At 34.2% G+C, this 23,073-nt stretch carries 19 protein-coding genes and 1 pseudogene; 16 read left to right on the top strand and 4 right to left on the bottom strand.

What is annotated here, in order from left to right; all coding sequences use genetic code 11:
- Positions 1-139 precede the first annotated feature (139 nt).
- The 5 genes from porQ (at position 140) to V7P73_RS05920 (ending at position 3,251) form a co-directional block, all read left to right on the top strand.
- The gene (porQ, locus tag V7P73_RS05900) at positions 140-1,138 is read left to right on the top strand and encodes a type IX secretion system protein PorQ (RefSeq protein ID WP_442896959.1); all 999 of its coding nucleotides are present in this window, start codon (positions 140-142) and stop codon (positions 1,136-1,138) included.
- Between the two features lie 68 nt (positions 1,139-1,206).
- Complete coding sequence (gene cmk / locus V7P73_RS05905; protein WP_333852000.1) at positions 1,207-1,884, top strand: (d)CMP kinase; 678 nt, start codon at positions 1,207-1,209, stop codon at positions 1,882-1,884.
- 93 nt (positions 1,885-1,977) lie between these two features.
- Entirely contained in the window at positions 1,978-2,355 is a 378-nt protein-coding gene (locus tag V7P73_RS05910; RefSeq protein ID WP_333852001.1) for a YtxH domain-containing protein, read from the top strand.
- Between the two features lie 90 nt (positions 2,356-2,445).
- Positions 2,446-2,754, top strand: coding sequence for a phage holin family protein (locus tag V7P73_RS05915; protein ID WP_333852002.1), 309 nt, complete (start codon positions 2,446-2,448; stop codon positions 2,752-2,754).
- 2 nt (positions 2,755-2,756) lie between these two features.
- Entirely contained in the window at positions 2,757-3,251 is a 495-nt protein-coding gene (locus V7P73_RS05920) for a phosphoribosyl-ATP pyrophosphatase (RefSeq protein ID WP_333852003.1), read from the top strand.
- A gap of 15 nt (positions 3,252-3,266) precedes the next feature.
- Here V7P73_RS05920 and V7P73_RS05925 read toward each other — a convergent pair whose 3' ends face one another.
- Entirely contained in the window at positions 3,267-3,995 is a 729-nt protein-coding gene (locus V7P73_RS05925; protein WP_333852004.1) for a TrmH family RNA methyltransferase, read from the bottom strand.
- Between V7P73_RS05925 and tamL the strand changes: the two genes are divergently transcribed.
- The 9 genes from tamL to rsgA all read left to right on the top strand — a co-directional run bounded on the left by tamL (position 3,981) and on the right by rsgA (position 17,024).
- Positions 3,981-6,578: a translocation and assembly module lipoprotein TamL gene (tamL, locus tag V7P73_RS05930; RefSeq protein WP_333852005.1), complete on the top strand. Its 2,598-nt coding sequence runs from the start codon at positions 3,981-3,983 to the stop codon at positions 6,576-6,578. The genes V7P73_RS05925 and tamL overlap by 15 nt on opposite strands.
- A gap of 81 nt (positions 6,579-6,659) precedes the next feature.
- On the top strand, positions 6,660-7,631 hold the full coding sequence (locus V7P73_RS05935) for a polyketide cyclase (protein WP_333852006.1): 972 nt from the start codon (positions 6,660-6,662) through the stop codon (positions 7,629-7,631).
- A gap of 126 nt (positions 7,632-7,757) precedes the next feature.
- The gene (locus V7P73_RS05940) at positions 7,758-10,568 is read left to right on the top strand and encodes a 2-oxoglutarate dehydrogenase E1 component (protein ID WP_333852007.1); all 2,811 of its coding nucleotides are present in this window, start codon (positions 7,758-7,760) and stop codon (positions 10,566-10,568) included.
- A gap of 67 nt (positions 10,569-10,635) precedes the next feature.
- Positions 10,636-11,877: a 2-oxoglutarate dehydrogenase complex dihydrolipoyllysine-residue succinyltransferase gene (gene odhB / locus V7P73_RS05945; protein WP_333852008.1), complete on the top strand. Its 1,242-nt coding sequence runs from the start codon at positions 10,636-10,638 to the stop codon at positions 11,875-11,877.
- 85 nt (positions 11,878-11,962) lie between these two features.
- Positions 11,963-12,490, top strand: coding sequence for a hypothetical protein (locus V7P73_RS05950; RefSeq protein WP_333852009.1), 528 nt, complete (start codon positions 11,963-11,965; stop codon positions 12,488-12,490).
- A gap of 203 nt (positions 12,491-12,693) precedes the next feature.
- Entirely contained in the window at positions 12,694-13,776 is a 1,083-nt protein-coding gene (gene dnaX, locus V7P73_RS05955) for a DNA polymerase III subunit gamma/tau (RefSeq protein ID WP_333852010.1), read from the top strand.
- 26 nt (positions 13,777-13,802) lie between these two features.
- Positions 13,803-14,393: a hypothetical protein gene (locus V7P73_RS05960; protein ID WP_333852011.1), complete on the top strand. Its 591-nt coding sequence runs from the start codon at positions 13,803-13,805 to the stop codon at positions 14,391-14,393.
- 373 nt (positions 14,394-14,766) lie between these two features.
- Positions 14,767-15,846, top strand: a complete 1,080-nt coding sequence (locus tag V7P73_RS05965; protein ID WP_333852012.1) for a chorismate mutase — start codon at positions 14,767-14,769, stop codon at positions 15,844-15,846.
- A 251-nt stretch (positions 15,847-16,097) separates the two neighbouring features.
- Positions 16,098-17,024: a ribosome small subunit-dependent GTPase A gene (gene rsgA, locus V7P73_RS05970; protein ID WP_333852013.1), complete on the top strand. Its 927-nt coding sequence runs from the start codon at positions 16,098-16,100 to the stop codon at positions 17,022-17,024.
- A 52-nt stretch (positions 17,025-17,076) separates the two neighbouring features.
- Here the strand turns inward: rsgA and V7P73_RS05975 are convergent, their stop codons facing one another.
- Positions 17,077-18,498, bottom strand: coding sequence for an OmpP1/FadL family transporter (locus tag V7P73_RS05975; protein ID WP_333852014.1), 1,422 nt, complete (start codon positions 18,496-18,498; stop codon positions 17,077-17,079).
- A gap of 30 nt (positions 18,499-18,528) precedes the next feature.
- Positions 18,529-19,566, bottom strand: a complete 1,038-nt coding sequence (locus V7P73_RS05980; RefSeq protein ID WP_333852015.1) for a prolyl-tRNA synthetase — start codon at positions 19,564-19,566, stop codon at positions 18,529-18,531.
- Between the two features lie 148 nt (positions 19,567-19,714).
- On the opposite strand from V7P73_RS05980, the gene proS reads away from it, so the two are divergent.
- A complete protein-coding gene (proS, locus tag V7P73_RS05985; protein ID WP_333852016.1) occupies positions 19,715-21,190 on the top strand; it encodes a proline--tRNA ligase in 1,476 nt (491 codons plus the stop codon).
- Positions 21,191-21,353: 163 nt separating this feature from the next.
- Positions 21,354-21,927 (top strand): annotated as a pseudogene (locus V7P73_RS05990) (IS256 family transposase); the annotation flags it as partial.
- Positions 21,928-22,121: 194 nt separating this feature from the next.
- Here V7P73_RS05990 and V7P73_RS05995 read toward each other — a convergent pair.
- Positions 22,122-23,054, bottom strand: coding sequence for a hypothetical protein (locus tag V7P73_RS05995; RefSeq protein WP_333852017.1), 933 nt, complete (start codon positions 23,052-23,054; stop codon positions 22,122-22,124).
- Between the last annotated feature and the right edge of the window lie 19 nt (positions 23,055-23,073).

Raw genomic sequence — 23,073 nt, forward strand, 5'->3', positions numbered from 1 at the left:
TAATTACTTTTTGATTTTTATTTCAAATTTTGACTGTGCAAATATAATGAAAGCAAAAGAATTACGTTAATGAAAAAGATAGTAGTTCAAAAATTTTGATACGCATCAAAATAGATTATTTTTGCAAAGCCAAAAGACAGTGTTGAAGAAGTTTTACAATCTTTTTTTTATCGCAATTTCCAGTGTGGTTTTCTCTCAAACGGGAACCTCGGTTTATCAGTTTCTTAATATTCCAATTTCTCCAAGACAGGCAGTTTTGGGAGATGCTATTTCTGTTCGGGATTATGATGTTAATTTCACTGCAGCCAATCCAGCACTTATGAATCTTGAGATGGATAAAATGTTGTCCATCAATTATGCTTCTTATCTGGCAGATACCAAAATTGGAAGCGTTAATTATGTTCGTGATTTGGGTGAGGGACATTTAGCATCCTTAAGTGCAAGATATATGGATTATGGAAGTATGCCAAGAACGGATGAGAATTCTGTTATCAATGGTGATTTTTCTGCGATGGATGCTTCGGTTGGTGTAGGTTATGCTTATCAGTTTGAAGATAATTGGACGATAGGAATCAATGGAAATTTTGTAACTTCAAAAATAGATACTTATACATCATCTGCTGTTACTGCAACAGCTGGTGTGACTTACTATTTTGACAAAACTAATGAAACTTTAGCTTTGGTATTCAGGAATTTTGGTTATCAAATCAAACCTTATAATGGTGTGAGAGAAAGGTTGCCTTTCCGTGTGGATCTGGGTTATACCAAAATTTTGGACGAATTTCCGGCAGCCTTGACGGTAACTGTGCACGATCTTCAACAATTCAACATTTCAGCTGCTACAGATATTAATGGGCAGGAAACTAAATTTGGTAGGAAAGTTCTTGATCACTTATCTTTTGGTGCAGAATTATTCCCTGGTCAGGCTTTCAACATCAGATTCGGATATAATGTCAAGAGAGGAGGAGAGTTGGCAGTTTTGGATCAAAGAAGTTTTACAGGTTTGTCTGCAGGTTTCAGTTTGAAGATTTCATCTTTCCGATTCGATTATTCTCATATGCGTTACCACAATGCTTCCAATGTCAATATGTTGGGTCTTACAATGGATTTGATACAGCTTGGTGGAAATAGGAGATAAAATACTTTACTTTAATTTTCTACAATATTTAATTTTTATTTTTTTGACATACTCATTACCTTTGCACTATGACAAAAAAACCGGTAATTGCTATCGATGGCTTTTCATCCACAGGAAAAAGTTCGATTTCTAAAATCATCGCCAAAAGATTAGGTCTTATCCATATGGATACAGGTGCGCTTTACAGAGGTATTACTTTTTATGCTATTCAGAATTGTGCTGATCGTGATGGTAATATTGATTTGCAAAAATTAATTTCTTCTCTTCCTAATATCAATTTAGAATTTCAAAATATTGATGGAGAACTGATTTTGTTTCTTAATGGAAAAAATATCGATAAAGAAATCCGTTTTCCACAAGTTTCAGATAATGTAAGTCAGGTTGCGAAAGAAGCTGATGTTCGTAATTTTCTATTGAAGACTCAACGAGATATTGCTGAAAAAGGCGGTGTGATAATGGATGGCAGAGATATCGGAACAGTTGTCTTGCCTAATGCAGATTACAAATTTTTTATGACAGCAAGTCAGGATGAGCGTGCCAGAAGACGTTTCTTGGAATTAGAATTGGCAGGTGAAAAGACAGATGTGGAAACTGTGAAACAAAATCTAATCTCTCGTGATAAGATTGACAGTGAAAGAGAAGTTTCTCCCCTTAAACAAGCAGATGATGCAATTTTAATTGATAATACCAATATCAACAAAGAAGAGACGATTGAGTTGATTTTGTCCTATATCAAAAAGTTTTAACAAAATTTTAAGACCTTTATTTTTTCTTTGGCATTTTAGTTGTAAATTTAGAATCATCAAATCGAATTTACAATAAACTAAAAATTATAAATAATGTCAAAAAAATCAAATTCAGCAGCAGTATTAGCAGCATTGTTAGCAGGAGCTGCAACAGGAGTTATATTAGGATTACTTTATGCTCCGGAAGAAGGTAAAGAAACAAGAAAAAAAATCAGAGAAAAAGCAAATGACTTGAAGGATAAAGCTGTAGATGAGTATGGCAAAACTTCTGAAAAAGTAAAAGATGCTTATTCTGATGTTTCTCACAATGTGAAAGATAAATATAACTCATTGTCTTCAACATTTAAAGAAACAGCTCAAAATGTAGCTTCTACAGTAAAAGAAAGCTATGATAAATACAAAGATCAGATTGTTTCCAAAACTTCTGATGTTGTAAAAGATGTAGAAACAGAATTAGACGGTTTGAAATAGCCTAATCTAATATAGTTATAAAAAGGAATTTAGTTTCTAAATTCCTTTTTTTGTAAATAATTGTGTAATTTTAAAACTAATAAGATTCTTATGATTGATATTATAAAAGATTATACGACCAAGCGTCTGGATTTGATCAAACTCCAGTTCACGGAAAAATCGTCACTTTCAGCGGGAATTATTGCATTTCTATCTATATTATTGATTGCATTTTCTTTCTTCATTATCTTATTCAATTTCGGAATTGCATTTCTCATTGGACAATCTTTAGGTAATGCCGCACACGGATTTTTGATTGTTGCAGGATTCTATTTTGTATTGATGATAATCGTTTTTCTGATGAAGAAAAAAATTGTAACCATTGTGGCAAACCAAGTTATTGACTTTCTAAAAAAATAATTATGGCGACTAAATACACTAACTTAGATGAGTTGAGAAGCGAAAAAAGACTTCTGAAACAAGAGATAGGAGAGTTGGAAGATATTCTGACCTTCAAAAGTAAAAAAGAAAGCTTGGGAATTTTGACGCACGGTTTTACAGATAAATTCTTGAAAGAAACTCAAAATGTAGAAGGTAAAAACGAACTTTCTTTGAATACTCAAAATATTATGAGAGAAATATCATCTAGTTTAAAAGAATCCGCATCTAAAAAAAATGTGATGAGTTTGGCAAACGATACTTTATCTTCTGGATTGTTGGAGACCACAATTAAAATGGGAGTTGTATCTTTGGTGGGTAATTTTGCAAAAAAAAGCGTGATGAATAAAAATTGGAAAAGAAAAGTACTGGGACTTGCATTGATATATGTTGCACCTTATGCTCTTAGATTTGTACGAAAAAAACTGGACGAGTACCAGAGAAATAAAACAGCAAGTAGCTTAGAAAAATTGATTTAGTTATAAATCAATTTTTTATTTTTTAGAGAAAATTTCTCCCAGAATAATTCCTGTTGACATAGAGACATTCAGGCTTTCAGTAGATTGATTTTTCCCAAATCTTGGGATTGTAATCATTTTAGTAATTAAATTTTCTGTAGAAGCTCTCAGTCCGTTTCCTTCATTTCCGAAAACCAAGGAGAATTTTTCTGGGAATTCGATTTTATAAATATTCTCTCCATCCATATCGGTTCCAAGTATTGGATACTCATAAGTTGAGAGATAATTTTCCAAATCAACATAACACACATTCACTCTTAGGAAAGAGCCCATCGTTGCTTGGATCACTTTTGGATTGTAAACATCCACAGTATCATTACTGCAAATAATCTGTTCTATCCCAAACCAATCTGCCAATCTGATGATTGTTCCCAAATTTCCAGGATCCTGAATTCCGTCCAAAACCAATTGAATCGAAACATCTTTCAAGATTTTATTCTCAGGAATTTTGCAAACTGCTACAGAATCTTTCGGAGTTTGTAAAAAGCTGATTTTTTTGAGTTCAGCGGGCAAGATTTTTGTTTCGTTTGCCGTTTTTATATTTAATATCTCAGGATCGATGGAATATAGGTCGCTAATTTCATAATCAGAATTTGGTAGTTCTTTTATGATTTTATTACCTTCAACTAAAAACAAATTGTATTTTTGCCTGTATTTCTTTTTGTCCAGAGATTGTATAGTCTTTATAGTATGAGCCGTAAGCATATCAACAAATATTTTCAAAAATATCATATATTTTATTACTCTGCAATGTTCAGTGTGTTTTTGTATGCATGTAATGTGACAAAAAAAGTTCCTGAAGGTGAGTATCTGTTGACTGCCAACAAATTCGAATACACAGACGGTAAAATTTTCTCTGACGAAATCCCAGACCTTGTAGCTCAAAAACCTAATAAAAAAACACTTTTAGTTTTTCCTTTGGGTGTTGGTCTTTACAATATGGCTAATCCTAAATACGATACAATTTTAAAAGAGTATATGACCTATCCCAGCGAAATGAGAAATCAGAAGCTGAGGGATTCTCTTTTTAGAAAATTTGATCATCCGGAATTTGTAGGGAAAAATTTATTTTGGAATCGATTTTTTCATACTGTAGGACAAGCTCCGGTTATTTATAGCGACGCAAAAACAAAACAAAGTGCGAAAAGTATTAACAATAGATTAATTAATCATGGTTATTGGGATGCTGAAGTTGCGACTAATATAAAAAGAGATTCTGCTGCAAAAAAAGCAGAGGTAGAGTATGTCATTACCCACAAAGATCCAACTTATACCAAAGATTATTTCTATAATATTCCAGATCAAAATATCAGAAAAGTTTACGAATCACAATTGACCAAAAGTCTTGTAAGAAAAGGACAAATTCTGGATGAAACTGTTTTGGAGAAAGAAATTACAAGGATTAATGACTTGATGAAAGAAGAAGGTTATTATAAATTCAATAATGATAATCAGGATATTTATTTTGTTGCTGATTCTTTGCAAAGCAGAAAGAATGTTCCTTTGGTGATGAATATTATTAAAGATTCTATTGGAACGCCTTACAGAAAAGCTACGATTGGGAAAATTACAGTTTCTGTAGCTAACAATCTGAATAATGCAGATAAACTCCCATTAAAAGATAGTATCCGCGGAATCAATATTTTCAGAAGAGACAGTACTTATAAAGCTAATGCACTTTGGTTGCCAATTATCTTAAAACCTGGCGATGTTTACAAACAATCAAATCTTGATTTAACAAGAAGGAATTTGATTTCAATGAATAATTTTACGATTCTGAAAGCTGCCGATTTTTTACGTAAAGAAGGAACAGCTGCGGAAAGAGATAGTATTATTGATGTTGAATATGTTCTGAGACCTTTGCCAAAATACGAGTTCAATATCGCAACAGATATTCATTATTCTCAGATTCTGAATTTTGGTTTCTCACCTTCTGTAGATTTGACTACAAGAAATGTTTTTGGCGGTGCGGAAAATCTCGTGACAAGTTTTTCGGGAGTAATTGGAACAACTAAAGATCCTAAAAATCCTGATGCTGTTTTCAATGCTTATGAATTATCGGCTCAGGCATCGCTTCAGTTTCCAAGATTGTTGGTGCCTTTTAAAAAATATTATAAAGTCATCCCGAAAAGATATTCGCCAATAACAAGTATCAACTTAGGAGCCTCTGTTCAGAATAACATTGGTCTGGGAAGAATCAACTTCAATGCAGGACTTAATTATTCTGCGAATGTTGATGAGGGAAGAGTTCAGCATAGATTAAGCTTATTTAATACTCAATTAAGTTTAACTCAAAATAAAGAACGTTACTACGAATATTTTCCTGCTGAAGATTTGATTAGATTAGCTGTTTTTGATTGGTATGATGACTGGAATCCAGGTGTTGTTAATTCAGGAATATCTTATGACCAGATTTCCAGAATGATTGTAAACGATCAGGCGTTTTTATCATCAATTTCATCCGGTGATCAGGATATTCTTAATGCTTTCCGACAGTCTCTGCTTAATAAAGATAGACAGACACAAGATGTTATTATTTCATCAATTATTTATAACTTCATTTATAACGAGATTGGGAAAAAAGAATATAGCAATCCAATGTTTTTCAGTGGAAAAGTTGAGTTTGCAGGTAATACACTTAGCCTTTTAACTAAAAAAGAAAAAGAAGATGGAGTTGTTTTTGGTAATGCTAAAACGATATTCAAAATTCCATATTCTCAGTTCATCAAATTTGATTTTGATTTCAAAAAATATTTCACATTCTTTAATGACAGAACGAAACCGCATACATTAGCATTCAGACAACTTGTGGGAATAGGAATTCCTTATGGTAATTCTTCAACAATGCCTTTTATCCGTTCCTATTTCAATGGTGGAGCCAACGATATCAGAGCATGGGTAGCGTTTGGAGGTCTAGGTCCTGCAGATTCTCAGTTAGACGAGAGAGTTCGTTCTTATGCGATGGATAATGTGAAATTGACGACCAGTATAGAATATCGTCTACCTTTAACCAATATGTTCGAAGCAGCTTTGTTTACGGATGCTGGGAATATTTGGGGGCTAAAAGACAATGGATATGGCGATCAATTTAAATTCAAAAAATTCATTTCTCAAATGGGTGTAGGTAGTGGTTTTGGGATTAGGATGAATATCGCTTATGTCAATCTCAGACTTGATTTTGCTTACAAAATGCACGATCCTAACCGTCCGAAAGGTAGCCGTTGGGTTGTAAGGGAGATAAAACCTTTGCAACCTACTGTCAATTTTGCGATCGGATATCCTTTCTAATTCTTTATTTAATAAACAATGCGCTGGCTCAAATTTATTTTAATTATATCATTTTGTCTTTTCGGAATCTATTCTGTGTCCATGAATTTTGTGGATGAAAGCAAAAGTTTTACCCATCAATCAGAAATCAATTATCCTGTTGACAAAGTTTTTCCACAGTTCAATAATCTTCAAAATTTTGTAGCTTGGAACGATTTTTTTTCTGGCAAGGAGGATCTGGCTTACTCATTTTTCACACCTTACGAAGGTCTTGGAAGTGCAATGAACTTTTTTGATAAAAAAAATAACAAATTGGGCGATTTGTTCATTCGATATTCTAATGTCAATCGAACGTTGCGGTATCAGCTTTTCGATGGTGATAGTGCTAATCCATATTTGATTGATGTTAAATTTGTTCCTAACGGAGAAAAAACCAAATTATTCTGGAACATCCACACACCAAAAAGAGATTATCTGGAACGATCCTTGAATCTGATTGCTGAAGATTTTTTCGTAGAGAATATTGATAAGAGTATGAAGAATCTTTATCAGTTATTAGGGAACAAAGTTGATAGAGATCAGAAATTAGCCTCAATCAAATACGACAGTATTATGGTTGAAAATAGAGAGGGAGAATTGCTTTTAGGTGTCAATGTCAGCACCAGAAATACCAAAGATATTCTTTTCAAAAACGTTATAATGAATCACGGAAAAGTGGTGAATTATGTGAAATCTGATTTAGGAAAAAAAGATGATGAATTTGGGATGCCCGTGATGCTTACTAATCCAGCTAACCTGAAAGATAAAGAAGTGTCTTATTTCTATGGTGTTCCATTGTCGAAAAGGATTTCTGTGAGCGATAACAATTTCAGTTTCCAAACACTCAACGCTTCCAAAGTTTATTACATCTATTATCAGGGGAATTATAACAACCGTGTGAAAAATATTCAGGAGCTTTTGAAAAAGGCTAAAAAAGATACTTTGAGAAACGGTCAGCTAATGGAAGAGTTCTTGGAAGAACCGGTTGATAATCAAGATGTAAAACTCAAATTGTCTCTGCCAGTTTATCGATAAAAAAGTCTGATAAATATCATGTATATTTACTGCAATAAATCACTCCTTTAAACATTAGTCCGCAAAAATTTAGTAAATTTGTTGGCAATTATTTAAAATTAAAATTTTAACAGATAATCTGTAATAATGGATAAATTTTCATTTCTAAATGCCGTACATGCTCAGTTAGTAGATGATATGTACGAGCAGTACAAAAAATACCCAGATGCTCTAGAACCTTCTTGGAAAGCTTTTTTCCAAGGTTTTGATTTTGCATTGGAAAATTACAGCGATGAAGATGCGACTTCACAGTCCGTTTCTCAATCAGCTCCAGTTCAATACGCTCAGCAAGCAGTTACAAACAATGCTGTTTCAGAAGATATTTCAAAAGAATTCAAAGTAGTGAACCTAATCGAAGCTTACAGGTCGAGAGGTCACCTTTTTACAAAAACCAATCCTGTAAGAGAAAGAAGACATTACTTTCCAACACTTGATATAGAAAATTTTGGCTTGTCTAAGGAAGATTTGAACAAAAAATTCAATTCTGCAACTCAGACCGGTATGCCTGGTCCTGCAACTTTGCAAGAGATTATTACACATCTTCAGAACATCTATTGTGATTCTATTGGTGTAGAGTATATGCATATCCAAAATGTTGAGGAGAAAAAATGGATTATGGAATGGGTGAATGTGAATGAAAACCATCCTACATTATCTGCTGAGGAAAAAACAGAAATCCTTTTCAAATTAAACCAAGCGGTGGCATTTGAAAATTATCTTCATACAAAATTTGTTGGTCAAAAACGTTTCTCTCTTGAAGGTGGCGAATCTCTAATTCCTGCACTTGACCAATTGATTACACGTTCTTCACAATTAGGTGTTGATGAGGTTGTTCTTGGAATGGCTCATAGAGGACGTCTAAATGTTTTGACTAATATTTTCCAAAAATCTTACAAACAGATTTTCTCAGAATTCGAAGGGAAAGAATTTGAAGAAGATGTTTTCTCTGGTGATGTTAAGTATCACTTGGGTTCATCTAAAAAAATCACGACTGCAAATGGAGAAGAAGTAAGAATCAACCTTACTCCAAATCCTTCCCACCTTGAAACGGTTGGTGCTCTTGTAGAAGGGATTTGTAGAGCGAAAGTAGATAACGTTTACAAAGACGATTATTCCAAAGTTTTACCAATTGTAATCCACGGTGATGGTGCAATTGCTGGACAAGGTATTGTTTACGAAATTGCTCAGATGATGAATCTGGAAGGTTACAGAACGGGCGGAACAGTTCACATCGTTGTGAATAATCAGGTTTCTTTTACTACTAACTTCTTAGATGCAAGATCTTCTGTTTACTGTACAGATATTGCAAAAGTTACAGATTCTCCAGTAATGCACATCAATGCTGATGATGTAGAAGCTGTGGTTCACGCCATTAGATTTGCTGCTGATTTCCGTGCGAAGTTTGGTAAAGATGTTTATATCGATCTTTTAGGGTATAGAAAATATGGTCACAACGAAGGTGATGAACCAAGATTTACTCAACCAAATCTTTATAAATTAATTTCAAAACACCAAAATCCAAGAGAAATCTACAAAGAACTTCTGATTAAAGAAAATGTGGTTTCTGATGAAGTTTTGAAAAAAATGGAGCAGGAGTTCAAGGCTTTATTAGATGAAAACTTTGATGCTTCCAAAGAAATCGAAAGAAATAAGATGGACATCTTTATGCAGGATGACTGGACAGATTTCCCAATCGGAGGAAAAGGCGCTGTTGCCAATTCTACCATCGACACAAAATTCGATCTAGAAAAACTTAAAGAGTTGGCGGTTAAGATTTCTACGCTTCCGGGTGATAAGAAATTCATTAATAAAATTACCCGTCTTTTTGAGAATAGAGTAAAGATGGTTGAGAATAATTCTTTGGATTGGGCAGTTGCAGAATTGTTAGCTTATGCTACACTTTTGACAGAAGGTTACAATGTAAGAATCTCTGGTGAGGATGTAGAAAGAGGAACGTTCTCCCACCGTCATGCTGTGGTAAAAACAGAAGATACAGAAGAAGAATACATTCCACTAAGACAGGTCAACGAACAAAGATTTGATGTTTACAACTCACATTTGTCAGAATACGGTGTTTTAGGATTTGATTATGGTTATGCAATGGCTGCGCCTAAAACTTTGACAATTTGGGAGGCTCAGTTTGGAGATTTTACAAACGGTGCTCAGATTATTGTTGACCAATATTTGGTTGCTGCTGAGGAAAAATGGAAAATCCAAAACGGATTGGTAATGATGTTGCCTCACGGTTCCGAAGGTCAAGGTGCAGAGCACTCTTCTGCAAGATTAGAAAGATTCTTAACGCTTTCTGCTAACGAAAATATTATTGTTGCAAACATTACTTCTCCAGCAAACTATTTCCATTTGTTGAGAAGACAGATGAAATTCGGATTCAGAAAACCATTGGTTATTATGACACCAAAATCTTTATTGAGACATCCCAAAGTGGTTTCTCCTTTGGAAGATTTAGCAAACGGAAGTTTCCAGCCGATTTTAGACGACCCAACTGCTGATGCAGCAAAAGTGGAAAGATTAGTGCTTTGTACAGGTAAATTGTACTACGATTTATTGGCTAAAAAAGAAGAGCTTAATGATGATAAAGTAGCTTTGGTAAGATTGGAGCAACTATATCCTTTGAATTGGGATAAAATCAATGCAATCTTTGATAAGTATAAAAACAGAAAAGATTTAATTTGGGCTCAGGAAGAACCGGAAAACATGGGTGCTTGGAGTTTCATTTTAAGAAATTTCAGAGATACAGGTATCCAAGTGATTTCTCCTGTTGCTAGTGGAACGCCAGCGCCAGGAAGTCATAAGATGTTTGAGAAAAACCAGACCAAAATCATCAATGATGTTTTCCAAACCGATGATACACCTGCAAAAAGACCAGTAACAGCTTAATAAAATTAATAAACTATAAAGAATAAATAATCTTCGGATTATTCTGAAATTAAAAACAAATATTAGTATGTCAATATTAGAAATGAAAGTTCCTTCGCCGGGAGAATCTATCACAGAAGTAGAAATTGCAACGTGGTTAGTCCAAGACGGTGATTATGTAGAAAAAGACCAGCCGATTGCAGAAGTAGATTCTGACAAAGCAACTTTGGAACTTCCTGCTGAGCAAAGCGGAATTATTACTTTGAAAGCTGAAGAAGGAGAAGTAGTACAAGTTGGACAAGTGGTTTGTCTTATTGATATGGATGCAGCTAAACCAACAGATTCTGCGGCTCCAGCTGAAGAAAAACCGAAAGAAGAGCCAAAAGCAGAAGTTAAGAAAGAAGAACCAGCTCCAGTAAAAGCAGAAGCTGCTAAAACTGAAACTTACGCGTCACAAACGCCTTCGCCTGCTGCTAAAAAAATTCTTGATGAAAAAGGAATAAGTGCATCTCAAGTAACAGGTTCTGGCAGAGATGGCAGAATTACAAAAGATGATGCTGTAACGGCGTCTGTTCCAGCAATGGGAAGTGCTCCCGCAGGTGGAAACAGAGCTCAAACAACTACAAAACTTTCTGTTCTTAGAAGAAAGATTGCTGCGAGATTGGTTTCTGTTAAAAATGAAACAGCGATGTTGACGACTTTCAACGAGGTTGATATGTCTGAAATCTTCAGAATCAGAAAACAATACAAAGAAGAATTCGCTGCTAAGCACGGTATCGGACTTGGATTTATGTCTTTCTTTACAAAAGCTGTAACGAGAGCATTGAAACTTTACCCAGACGTGAATGCTTCTATCGATGGTGATTTCAAAATCAATTATGACTTTGCAGATATTTCTATCGCAGTTTCCGGACCAAAAGGATTGATGGTTCCTGTCCTTAGAAATGCAGAAAATATGACATTGAGAGGTGTTGAAGCTAACATCAAAGATTTGGCAACTAAAGTTAGAGATGGTAAAATCACTGTTGACGAAATGACTGGCGGAACATTCACAATTACTAATGGTGGAACGTTCGGATCGATGCTGTCCACGCCAATTATCAACCCACCACAATCTGCGATCTTAGGAATGCACAATATCATCCAAAGACCAGTTGCTGTTGATGGACAAGTTGTTATCAGACCAATGATGTACGTTGCGATGTCTTATGACCACAGAATTATCGACGGAAAAGAATCTGTAGGTTTCTTGGTTGCAGTAAAAGAAGCGATCGACAATCCGGTAGAATTCTTAATGGATGGTGACGAAAGAAAAGCGTTAGAATTGTAAGAATTTACATTCAACATAAAATTAAAAGAGAGCAAGTTTTTGTTCTCTTTTTTTTATTATATTTATTATCTAAATAAAACACATAATGGATCCAATGGAAATTTTTTTCGAATCGCCTTTGTACCAAAAAGCTGAGGAAATAGACGACACTCTAAAATCGATCGCTAAGCTCATTCCAGAAAAGAAAGTTTTTCTGGTTTTTATGAATGGCCTGATTATCAAGGCAAGCGGTAGAATAACACACAACTTAATCAAGGCAGAGGAAAACAAGCGCTATGATAGAAAGATGTATAGTGCAGCATTGGTTAGAAGTGCTTGTTTAGAAATTTCAGGATTAGGTGAAGAATTCCGTAAACGGGGTTTTTCTGATAGCAAATATTTCAGTATTGTAGATAGGCAAATAGAAGAATTTAGAATTCTTTTTCTCGAGTGGGTAGCTAGTTTCGATAGTAAACAATTCATTACTGACAAATGGGGAATTTTTAATCCACCCGGAATTTCTATTGATCATATACAAAATCCAGACGATATTGCGCATTTGCTAACCGATGATGACGATGATGACAACGGCGAAGATATTATCAATAAGTTTCTTGGCGACGATGATGATTAACAATGAACATTTTACTACTCGGAAAAAAATGTAAACAATTAAACCTGAAGTAGTTTATTCATGAAATTTTAGGGAGTTTGACTCCTCAATTTTAATATGTAGAAATTTGTTTTTATAAGAGCGCAATCTAAAAACTAATTTCACTCAGAAATAATCTGGCGAAACCATTTCCAAAATTCACAATTAATCCTTACTTTTGAACAATGGAAAATTTCATCGTATCCGCACGCAAGTACCGTCCGCAAGAGTTTGACACTGTTGTTGGGCAATCTCACGTTACTGATACTTTGGAACATGCAATTGACGAAAGTCAGTTAGCGCAGGCTTTATTATTCTGTGGACCAAGAGGAGTTGGTAAAACAACTTGTGCCAGAATCTTAGCTAGAAAAATCAATGAAAAATCTGGTGCGGCGGATGATGATGGATTTGCATTTAACATTTATGAATTAGATGCGGCTTCCAATAACTCGGTTGATGATATCCGTGACCTGATTGACCAAGTAAGATTTGCGCCTCAGGTTGGGAAATATAAAGTTTATATCATAGATGAGGTTCATATGTTATCTCAGGCTGCTTTCAATGCATTTCTGAAAACTTTGGAAGAACCACCTGCACACGCTATCTTCATATTGGCGACTACTGAGAAACATAAAATCATTCCAACGATTCTTTCCAGATGTCAAATCTATGATTTCAAAAGAATCACGATTGAAGATATTCAGGAACATCTTAGAAAAATTGCTGAGAAGGAAAGCATTACTTATGAAGATGACGCGCTTTATCTGATTGCTCAAAAAGCAGATGGTGCTTTGAGAGATGCATTGTCTATTTTTGACCGACTAAGCACTTTTTCCCAGAAGAATATTACACTTGAGAAAGCTGCGGAGGTTCTCAATATTTTAGATTACGACCAATATCTGAAAATTGTAGATTTAGCTAAGGAAAATAACATTCCTGGTGTTTTGACTGCTTTTGATGAGATTGTAAAAAAAGGATTTGATCCACATATTTTCATAGCTGGATTAGGAAATCATTTCCGTGACCTGATGATGGCTCAAAATCCTAAAACTCTGAATCTAATCGAAGTCGGGGAAAAAACAAAGTCCAAATTCGCTGAACAATCTCAGAAATGGTCGGCTCAACAATTAATTGATGGAATCGAAATCTGTAACTTCGCAGACATTAATTATAAAAATTCCAAAAACCCAAGATTGACTGTTGAGATTGCGCTAATGCAATTATCAAGTCTAACTGCAGGTGTAGAAGCTAAAAAAAAAAATTCTTAATATTAGCTCCGCTTCTTGAGGCTAATTTGATTTCTGATAAAAAACCTGTTTCTACAGAACCCAAAGTTCAAGCTGAACCAAAGCCTGAACCTGTAAAATCTGTTTTTGAAGAACCAAAAAAAGTAATTCAAAAAGCATCGGAACCAATTGCAAGAAATTCTACCAACTCTCCATTCAGTATCAAAGCGGCTTTAGAGAAAAAAGAAGAACTAAAGAAGGTTGAATTTTCAGAAATCAAAGATGAAAATCTTCCATCTAATCATTTTTCTCAAACGGATTTGGACAGAGAATGGGAAATTTTCCTGAAAAATACTTCAAAAACCAATACATTCCTTTACAACGCTATCAGCAGTTTTAAGATGGAAAAATCTGATGAGAATCTTGTGATAGTAAAGTATTCGTCGGAATTTGCTAAATCAGAATTTGATAGAATTAGTCCAGAGTTTTTTAACCATTTCAGACATAAAGTCAATAATTTTAAATTTGAAATTGATTATCAAACAGACTTAACCATCAAAAAAGAAGTGATGACCAAAAGAAAAATCTTTGATAAATTTGTGAAGATTAATCCTTTATTAAAAGATTTAGATGATTTAATGAAGTTTGATTTGACATAAATTTATATATTTGTTAAAGATTTCTTCAACGAAAGAAGGAAAAATATCAACCAAAATAAGCTAAAAGTCCTTCCACAAAGGATTTATAAAATGGAATCAAACCAATTTCCATATTTTACAACTTCAGAATCTGTCATTTCTTTTGACAGATTATTTAGCTTTTTTGGATTTTATTATGGAAATTTCAGAACCTATTATCGATTTTATTGGTATAGCTAACTGAATTTCTTTCTCAAAAAACGCGCGGAACAATTTCAAATTCCGTAACACATTTAAAATTTTTTTAACGGTACTTTTTGAAAAAGAATTATAAATCAAGATTTATGACAGATATACTATTGCATTAATTTAAAAATATATAAAATTTGAAAATATGAACTTAAACGATTTAAAGAACGATTGGATACAAGACTTCGCAAACCCAATGATTATTGCAGGTCCTTGTAGTGCAGAAAGCGAATCTCAAATGTTGGAAACAGCCAAAAGACTGAAAGAAAGTGGTGCAGAAATCTCAGCCTTCCGTGCTGGAATTTGGAAGCCTAGAACCAAACCAAACGGTTTCGAAGGCGTAGGCGTAATCGGTCTTAACTGGTTGAAAAAAGTAAAGGAAGAATTTGGTTTCAAAACAGCTACTGAAGTTGCGAATGCACACCACGTTTTCGCTGCATTGGAGGCAGATGTAGATATTCTTTGGATTGGAGCACGCTCTACGGTGAATCCGTTTACGGTTCAGGAAATTGCACAAGCGTTGAGAGGAACTGATAAACCTGTTTTGGTGAAAAATCCGGTTAATCCAGATTTGGCGCTTTGGATTGGTGCTTTGGAAAGACTTTTGGGTCAAGGTGTAGAAAATATCGGCGCCATTCACAGAGGTTTTTCAACTTACCAAAAAACGAAATACAGAAACATTCCGAATTGGCAAATTGCTTTAGACTTCAAAAATCAATTTCCTAATATTCCTTTGTTCATCGATCCTTCACACATATGTGGCAACAGAACTGGTTTGGCAGGCGTTGCGCAAGAAGCTTTCAATGTTGGTTACCAAGGTGCGATTATCGAAAGCCACTGCGATCCAGATAATGCATGGAGCGATGCCGCTCAGCAAATCACACCAGAAGTTTTGGCAGAAATGATAAACAGTCTTCAGGTTCGTAATTCCGACATTTCTGGATATGAGGACGAAATGGGAAAACACAGAACTTTAATCAGCGACATGGATTTCCAATTGATTGAGTTATTATCTCAAAGAATGAAGATTTCTGAGAAAATCGGAACACTGAAAAAAGAGAACAATATCGCTATTTTTCAGCCAGAGCGTTGGAAAGTAATCACAGAATATGCAACTCAAAAAGCCTTTGAAACAGGAATGTCTCAGGAATTCATAGAAAAAGTTTTCAAAGCCATTCACGAAGAAAGTATTGAAGTACAGAATAATATTATGATTGACAGATAATGTAAGCCTGAGGCTCTCGAAGACAATTGTTTGGGCAGCTTAATCCGCCTTCCACTCCCGCTATTTTTTGCTAGAAGATTTCCTTTTCAATAGAAATAGAGTAGAAGCAAAAAATGAGCTCCGTTCAAGTCGGGCTGCACAAGATTCTCTGTTTTAATAATAGAAACCAAAAGAAGCTAAATTATTAGCTTCTTTTTTGATTGAGGCTAACTTTAAATTTCTAAATTTGCGAAATACAAAAAATCTACTGTTTGAAAGGAATCATCATCAAATCTACCGGAAGCTGGTATCAGGTTTTGGAATCTGAAACAAAACAAATTTTTGAAGCCAGAATCCGTGGGAAATTCAAATTAATTAAAACACGTCTTACGAATCCATTGGCGGTAGGAGACGAGGTCGAATTTTCTTTGGAGCAGGATGATGTCGCTTGGATTACCAAAATTTTTCCGAGAAGAAATTATCTCATCAGAAAATCGGTTAATCTTTCCAAAGAAGCCCATATCATTGCTTCTAATGTAGATATTGCTTGTTTTATTTACACTTTGAAATTTCCTGAAACGTCTTTAGGATTTTTGGATAGATTTTTAGCTTGTTGCGAGGCGTATAATATTTCCCCATTGATTTTGTTCAACAAAATGGATACGCTGAACGATGATGAAAAGGAAATTGTAGAAAATATTGAAGAAATGTATCAAAATATTGGTTATGATACACTTCAAATTTCTTCCTATTCAAAACTGAATCTTGACCTTTTGATTGAAAAAATTAGAGATAAAACTTCGGTTTTCTTTGGACATTCTGGTTGTGGAAAATCAACATTAGTTAATGCGATGCAACCTGATTTACATATTAGAACTGGAGAGATTTCAGAATCTGTACTGAAAGGAAAACATACGACAACATTTGCTCAGATGCATTTTTGGGATTTTGGGGGTTCGGTTATCGATACGCCTGGCGTGCGCGAATTTGCGATGATTGATGTTGAGAAAGAAGAAATTCAACATTATTTTCCTGATATTTTTCAAAAAGGTAGAGATTGCAAATATCATAATTGTATGCACGTCAACGAACCAAAATGTGCAGTTCTGGAAGGTCTGGAAACTGGAGAAATAGAAGAAACCAGATATTCTACTTATCTCAAGTTAATGGAAGAAGCGGAAGAGATTAATCAGAAATAAAAAAATCCTGCAAAATTATTGTAGGATTTTTTAGTTTTATGTCAAGTTGAATTTAGAATTTCCAACCTAAAGTAATAAAGAAATTATCTCTTTTATTTTTCACTTTAGAAACCGCTGAAGAACTGCTCAAAAGTTCTGTTCCACCTGGGTCAGAATAATATCCGGAAGTGCTGTAATCGCTTGTTGCAACTCCGAACAAGAAAGGATTAGAGTAGGTAGATGAAATATTTTGGTAAGATGCATCTATATAAAACGCCTGAAAATCATACCCAATACCAGCTCCAATCACATTTCTTTTCCCAACGAAAAGATTGGAGTAAGACTGATTAGCAGTTGAGCCATTATCATTAAAACTAGAAATCGACATATTGTCAAAGCTATTTCCTTGGTAAGCATATCCACCTCTTAATCTGAAAGCTGCAATTCTATACTCTGCACCAACTCTTACCTCAGAAGAGTTCTTGTAAGAATCACTGAAGAAATCATTCAATTCCTGTTCTGCACCGCCATATTCCTTATATTTCGGTTTTGTGATTCCTTGGATAAAATCAACATTCAAAGCGAAATTTTTGCTTGGAACAAAAGCTGCACTTAAAGTAGCTTTCATTGGAGTAGATAAATTTCTATCCTCTGAAAAAGTATCAAAATAATTATCTTCTTTATAATACTGATTGTAGACTCTATCAAGATTCCACCAAGTAGGTGTCTCTATTGCAGCTCCTAATCTGAATTGATTACTCACTTTTGCAATCACCCCAACGTTAGCAGAAAATCCATTAGAATGCTCTGAGAACCTTGTGTATTGTTTATCAAAAGTAGAAACTACATTGCCATTTTGGAAAGCCGCTTTGTCATCTTGATCTAAATAGGAATTATGAAAATTAAGACCAACTCCGAAATAAAGTCGATTATCATAATTAGCACCAACAGTAAAATTAGTTTTAGAAATATCACCAGTTCTGTTGTATGCGTGTCCTAAATAAGAATAATTCGCTGGACTTCCTGTAATTGGATTACTCGAAAGTTGAATATTGGAATTACCTGCAGATTCAACATAGTTATCGATTGATTGTGTGTTATAATTAACTCCAATATTTACAAATTTCCACTTAGAAGCCGTGTCTCCAAGATTGATAGTCAAAACACCTCCAGAGTTATTTAGATCCGTATTGTTGATTTTGTAGCTTCTAGAATTGCCAGCAAGTGTTGATGTATTTTTATTATTATTAATTCCCAATGTAAGGTTGACATCACTTGTGATAAATACCCCGATTCCAGCTGGGTTTACACTAGCAGAAGAAATATCTCCCCCCAACGCTCCCATAGAACCTGCCATAGAATTATATTTTGCAGTACCATTAATGGAGTTTTTAGAATAGACATCAATTGTATTAGTAATTACTGAAACATCCTGAGCCTTAAGATAAACCAAAGAGATAGGAACACTTAACAGTAAGAAAGTTTTTTTTAGCATTTTTATATGAAAAGTATTTAGAATTTAAAATTATCTTCTTCCGCCACCGCCGGATCTCATTCCACCGCCGCCGCCAGATGAACCACCGGATCTAAATCCTCCGCCTCCAAAACCGCCAGAGTTACTTCCAGATCTTGTTGGCGCTGTATAAGAATCATTTCTGAAACCTCCATTATTCTGTTGAGTTCTTACACTACCATTATTTGGATAGGTGTTTCGTACGTTTCCATTGTTAGGATATGAATTTCTAATTCCACCATTATTTGGAAATTGTCTGATGTTACCGTTGTTCAGGTTTCTTATATTTCCATTATTCATATTTCTGATGTTACCACCATTTCTAATAATTCTGTTGTTATTAGCAGTAATCATCTGCGAGTTTCTTGAAGAATTTATGCTACGGAAACCATTAGTTCTATTATTAGTAGAAATCATTCCATTTAATCTTCCATTGCTTCCAGAACGGTAGTATATTGGTCTGTAATATCCACCATTAAACCAAGGATAATATCCTCCGTAATAACCGCCCCAGCCACCATAGCCATAACCCCAGAATGGATCATAGAAGCCTCCGCCCCAACCCCAAGGTGAGTACATTGAGCTTCCCCATCCCCATCCGAAGCCCATGCCCCAACCGAAAGAGTTGAATCCCATATTCCATCCCCAACCATAGTTAGGATAACCCCAACCTCCGAAACCACCCCAGCCACCATAGCCCCAATTGTTAAAGCTAGAATAGTTGGTTTCTGTTCCTGTAAAATTACCCCAATCAGAATCAGATTTTAGAGCGTAACGGTTATTTTGGTCTTGGATGTTTTGTTGATTATTGTCATAGATGCTTGGATAAGTATCCTGATAGTTATAATAATCATCAACTTGATTACCATAATTGCCCGTGTATGACCCCGCAGGCAAAGAATCTTTATTTGGGTCGTAATAAACACCATCAGTTTCTGAGTAACCGCCTGTATATATAACACAAGAAGTCAAAAGAAAACTGCTAGATATCAATATCAAACCTTTTGATTTGATAAAATTGAATAAGCTTTTATTGTTGAAATTTTTCATTTTATGAGATGTATTAAGTTTCCTATATTTGCATTTCTTAAAAGAGACCAAAATTTATATCATTTAATATTAATAAATACGTGTAAAATTAGGCTTTTTATTTAGATTATAAATAGTTAAAAAAGTTAAAAATCATATCAAAAAATTTATGGCAAAGTTAACATCAAGAGCAGAAGATTATAGCAAATGGTATAATGAACTGGTTGTTAAAGCAGATTTAGCAGAGAATTCAGGCGTGAGAGGATGTATGGTTATCAAGCCTTATGGTTATGCTATTTGGGAGAAAATGCGTGACGAGATGGACAGGAAATTCAAAGAAACTGGTCATCAGAATGCTTATTTTCCTCTTTTTGTGCCCAAAAGTCTTTTTGAAGCTGAAGAAAAAAATGCTGAAGGTTTTGCCAAAGAATGTGCTGTGGTTACGCATTACAGATTAAAAACTGACCCCAATAATCCTGGAAAATTAATTGTTGATCCCGATGCAAAATTGGAAGAAGAATTGATAGTTCGTCCAACTTCTGAAGCGATTATTTGGAATACATATAAAAACTGGGTGCAGTCTTACAGAGATTTACCGATTTTAATTAACCAATGGGCGAATGTTGTAAGGTGGGAGATGAGAACCAGATTGTTCCTAAGAACTGCCGAATTCCTTTGGCAGGAAGGACATACAGCTCATGCTACAAAAGACGAAGCTATAGAAGAAACTGAAAAAATGCTTGAGGTTTATGCAAAATTTGCTGAGGAATTTATGGCAATTCCAGTAATTAGAGGAATTAAAACACCTTCTGAAAGGTTTGCCGGAGCAGATGAAACTTATTGTATCGAAGCGATGATGCAAGATGGGAAAGCTTTACAGGCTGGAACTTCGCATTTCTTAGGTCAGAATTTCGGAAAAGCATTTGATGTGAAATTTACAACAAGAGAAGGAAAAATTGAACATGCTTGGGGAACTTCTTGGGGAACATCTACAAGATTGATGGGAGCTTTGATTATGACACATTCTGATGATTTAGGATTGGTTTTGCCTCCAACTTTGGCGCCGATTCAGGTTGTGATTGTTCCTATTTTCAAAGGAGAAGAGCAATTGGCTCAAATCAGTGATGTGGCTTTGGATATTCAGACTAAGTTGAGAGCAAAAGGAATTTCTGTGAAGTTTGATGATGATACGCAGAACAAACCAGGTTGGAAATTTGCAGAATATGAATTGAAAGGTGTTCCGTTGAGAATTGCAATGGGACCAAGAGATTTGGAAAACAAAACTGTTGAATTAGCAAGACGTGATAATTTGACAAAAGAATCAGTTTCGATTGATGGATTGGATAATTATATTGAAGAATTATTAAATACAATCCAAAATGATATTTATAACAAAGCATTGACTTATAGAGAAGAAAACATTACAAAAGTTGATTCTTATGAAGAGTTCAAGCAAGTATTAGAAGAAAAGGGAGGTTTTATTTTAGCACATTGGGATGGAACAGAAGAAGAGGAAGAGCAAATCAAGCAAGAGACAAAAGCAACGATAAGATGTATTCCTTTGGATAATAAGCCAGAAGATGGCGTTTCATTAATAACAGGAAAACCTTCTAAACAAAGAGTTGTATTTGCGAAAGCTTATTAATTCTCAGAAAAGTATCATAAAAAAACCGAAGCAGTATCTCACAAACTGTGTAAGTTGAAAAATTATGAGCCTTCAAAGCTCAAATAATTTTTCGGAAACCTAACGAAGTGGTTCGGCGAATCCAAATAACTTTTTACTATTTTTAACATTACATAGTTAAGAAAAAGCCCGCGGAGTGGAAGATATCCTCATTACAGCAATCGATAATTTGAACGGATATACTCAAACTATCCGTTCGGTTTCTGAACCACAAACCCAAATTTGCGTGGTTCATCAGATCAGACCCGAGCCGAAGGCGAACTGGCGAAGCAAATGCTTGTAAATATGTGGTTTGGAAAGATAGAAAAGAGTTTTCTGCCAACATGAAACACATCTACACCGCTCCTACAAAAGAAGCTGCAAAATCCGCTTTAGAAGATTTTGCAGCAAAATGGGAAAGTAAATATTTATACGCAATCCAATCTTGGAGAAACAATTGGGATGAATTAACTGTGTTTTTTGATTTCCCAATCGAAATCCGTAAAATCATTTATACTACTAATTTAATTGAAAATCTTAACGGAAAAATCAGAAAATACACCAAAAATAAAATGTCTTTTTCTACTGATGATGCGGTTTTGAAGTCTGTTTATTTAGCTCTAAAAGAATCAACTAAAAAATGGACGATGCCTATTCATAATTGGGGCATTGTCCTCAACCAATTTATGCTTATTTTTGAAAAAAGGCTCAGATTATAAAAACCAAACCCTAACTTTTTAACTTACACACTTTATGGGATAGTGTCGTTTTTTCATAGCTATTTTGACTTGTAACTTCTTCCTTTGACAAAGTAGTCTTGTTTTGATCTTTTCCAAAACAACTCAATAATATAATACTGAATAGTAAAACAAAAACTTTATTCATCTCTATATTTTAAAATAAGACTTATACATTATTCTCTTCTCAAAACCTGCCAATCTTGGTTTAGAAAACGTTTGCTTTTGATGTAAACTTTTGAATTTTCTGTTTTGACATAAAAACGACTGTCTTCAATGTTATCTGTACAAATTCCTTCATCTGCATAAGATGCTATTAAAAAATCCTTATTTTTTGTGAGTTGGTATTGTCCTTCGCAGTAAGCATCTTCAGATATGTCAGTCTGAATTCTTAAATTCATTTTTTCTTTATTTTCAAAATAAAAATTGAATTTTATCTTTATAGTTTCTTCTGAAATTAAACTTTCGACATCGGCATTAATGGAATACATTCCGGCCATTGGAAAATCACTTTTGTTTTCATTGACTGGCTTTTCAATATTATTTTCATTTATACCAAAATTATAAGAATCTTCTATTCCTACATTTTCTTCGGATAAGTACTCGATAGGTAAAGGACAATCTATAATTTTTGTTTTTAATGACAAAGGAATCAGTTTTTGTTTTTTATTAATTTCAAAATTCTTTAATATTCTAAAATAAGATGTCTTTTCATCAAATATGCCAGTCGAAATACCATTTTTATGATTTGCAAATTTTACATTTAAAGAGTAAACTTGATTTTTAGGGATTTTAAGAGTATCTTTTAGAATGTCTTCTTTATCAAAAAGAAGTAGATAATGTGATTTTATATTTGAGCCATCTTTTATTATAATATTTTTAACATAATAATTCTCAAATGAAGAGCCTACATAATCTGGTTCAAAGTAAGTTTGATTTTTTATATTAAATAATTGATCTAGATTTTTGGATTTATAAAGGTCATTTTCAATATTTTCCTGATCGATGATGAGTTTTGAATCAATAATGTTTTGTGATCTATATTGACACCCATTGAAGAGTAACAATATTATTTGTAACAATAATATTTTTGCAATAGCTTTTGTCATATTATTTATTTTACAAATG

The sequence above is a fragment of the Epilithonimonas sp. genome (genome assembly GCF_036780765.1).
Taxonomy (GTDB): Bacteria; Bacteroidota; Bacteroidia; order Flavobacteriales; family Weeksellaceae; genus Epilithonimonas.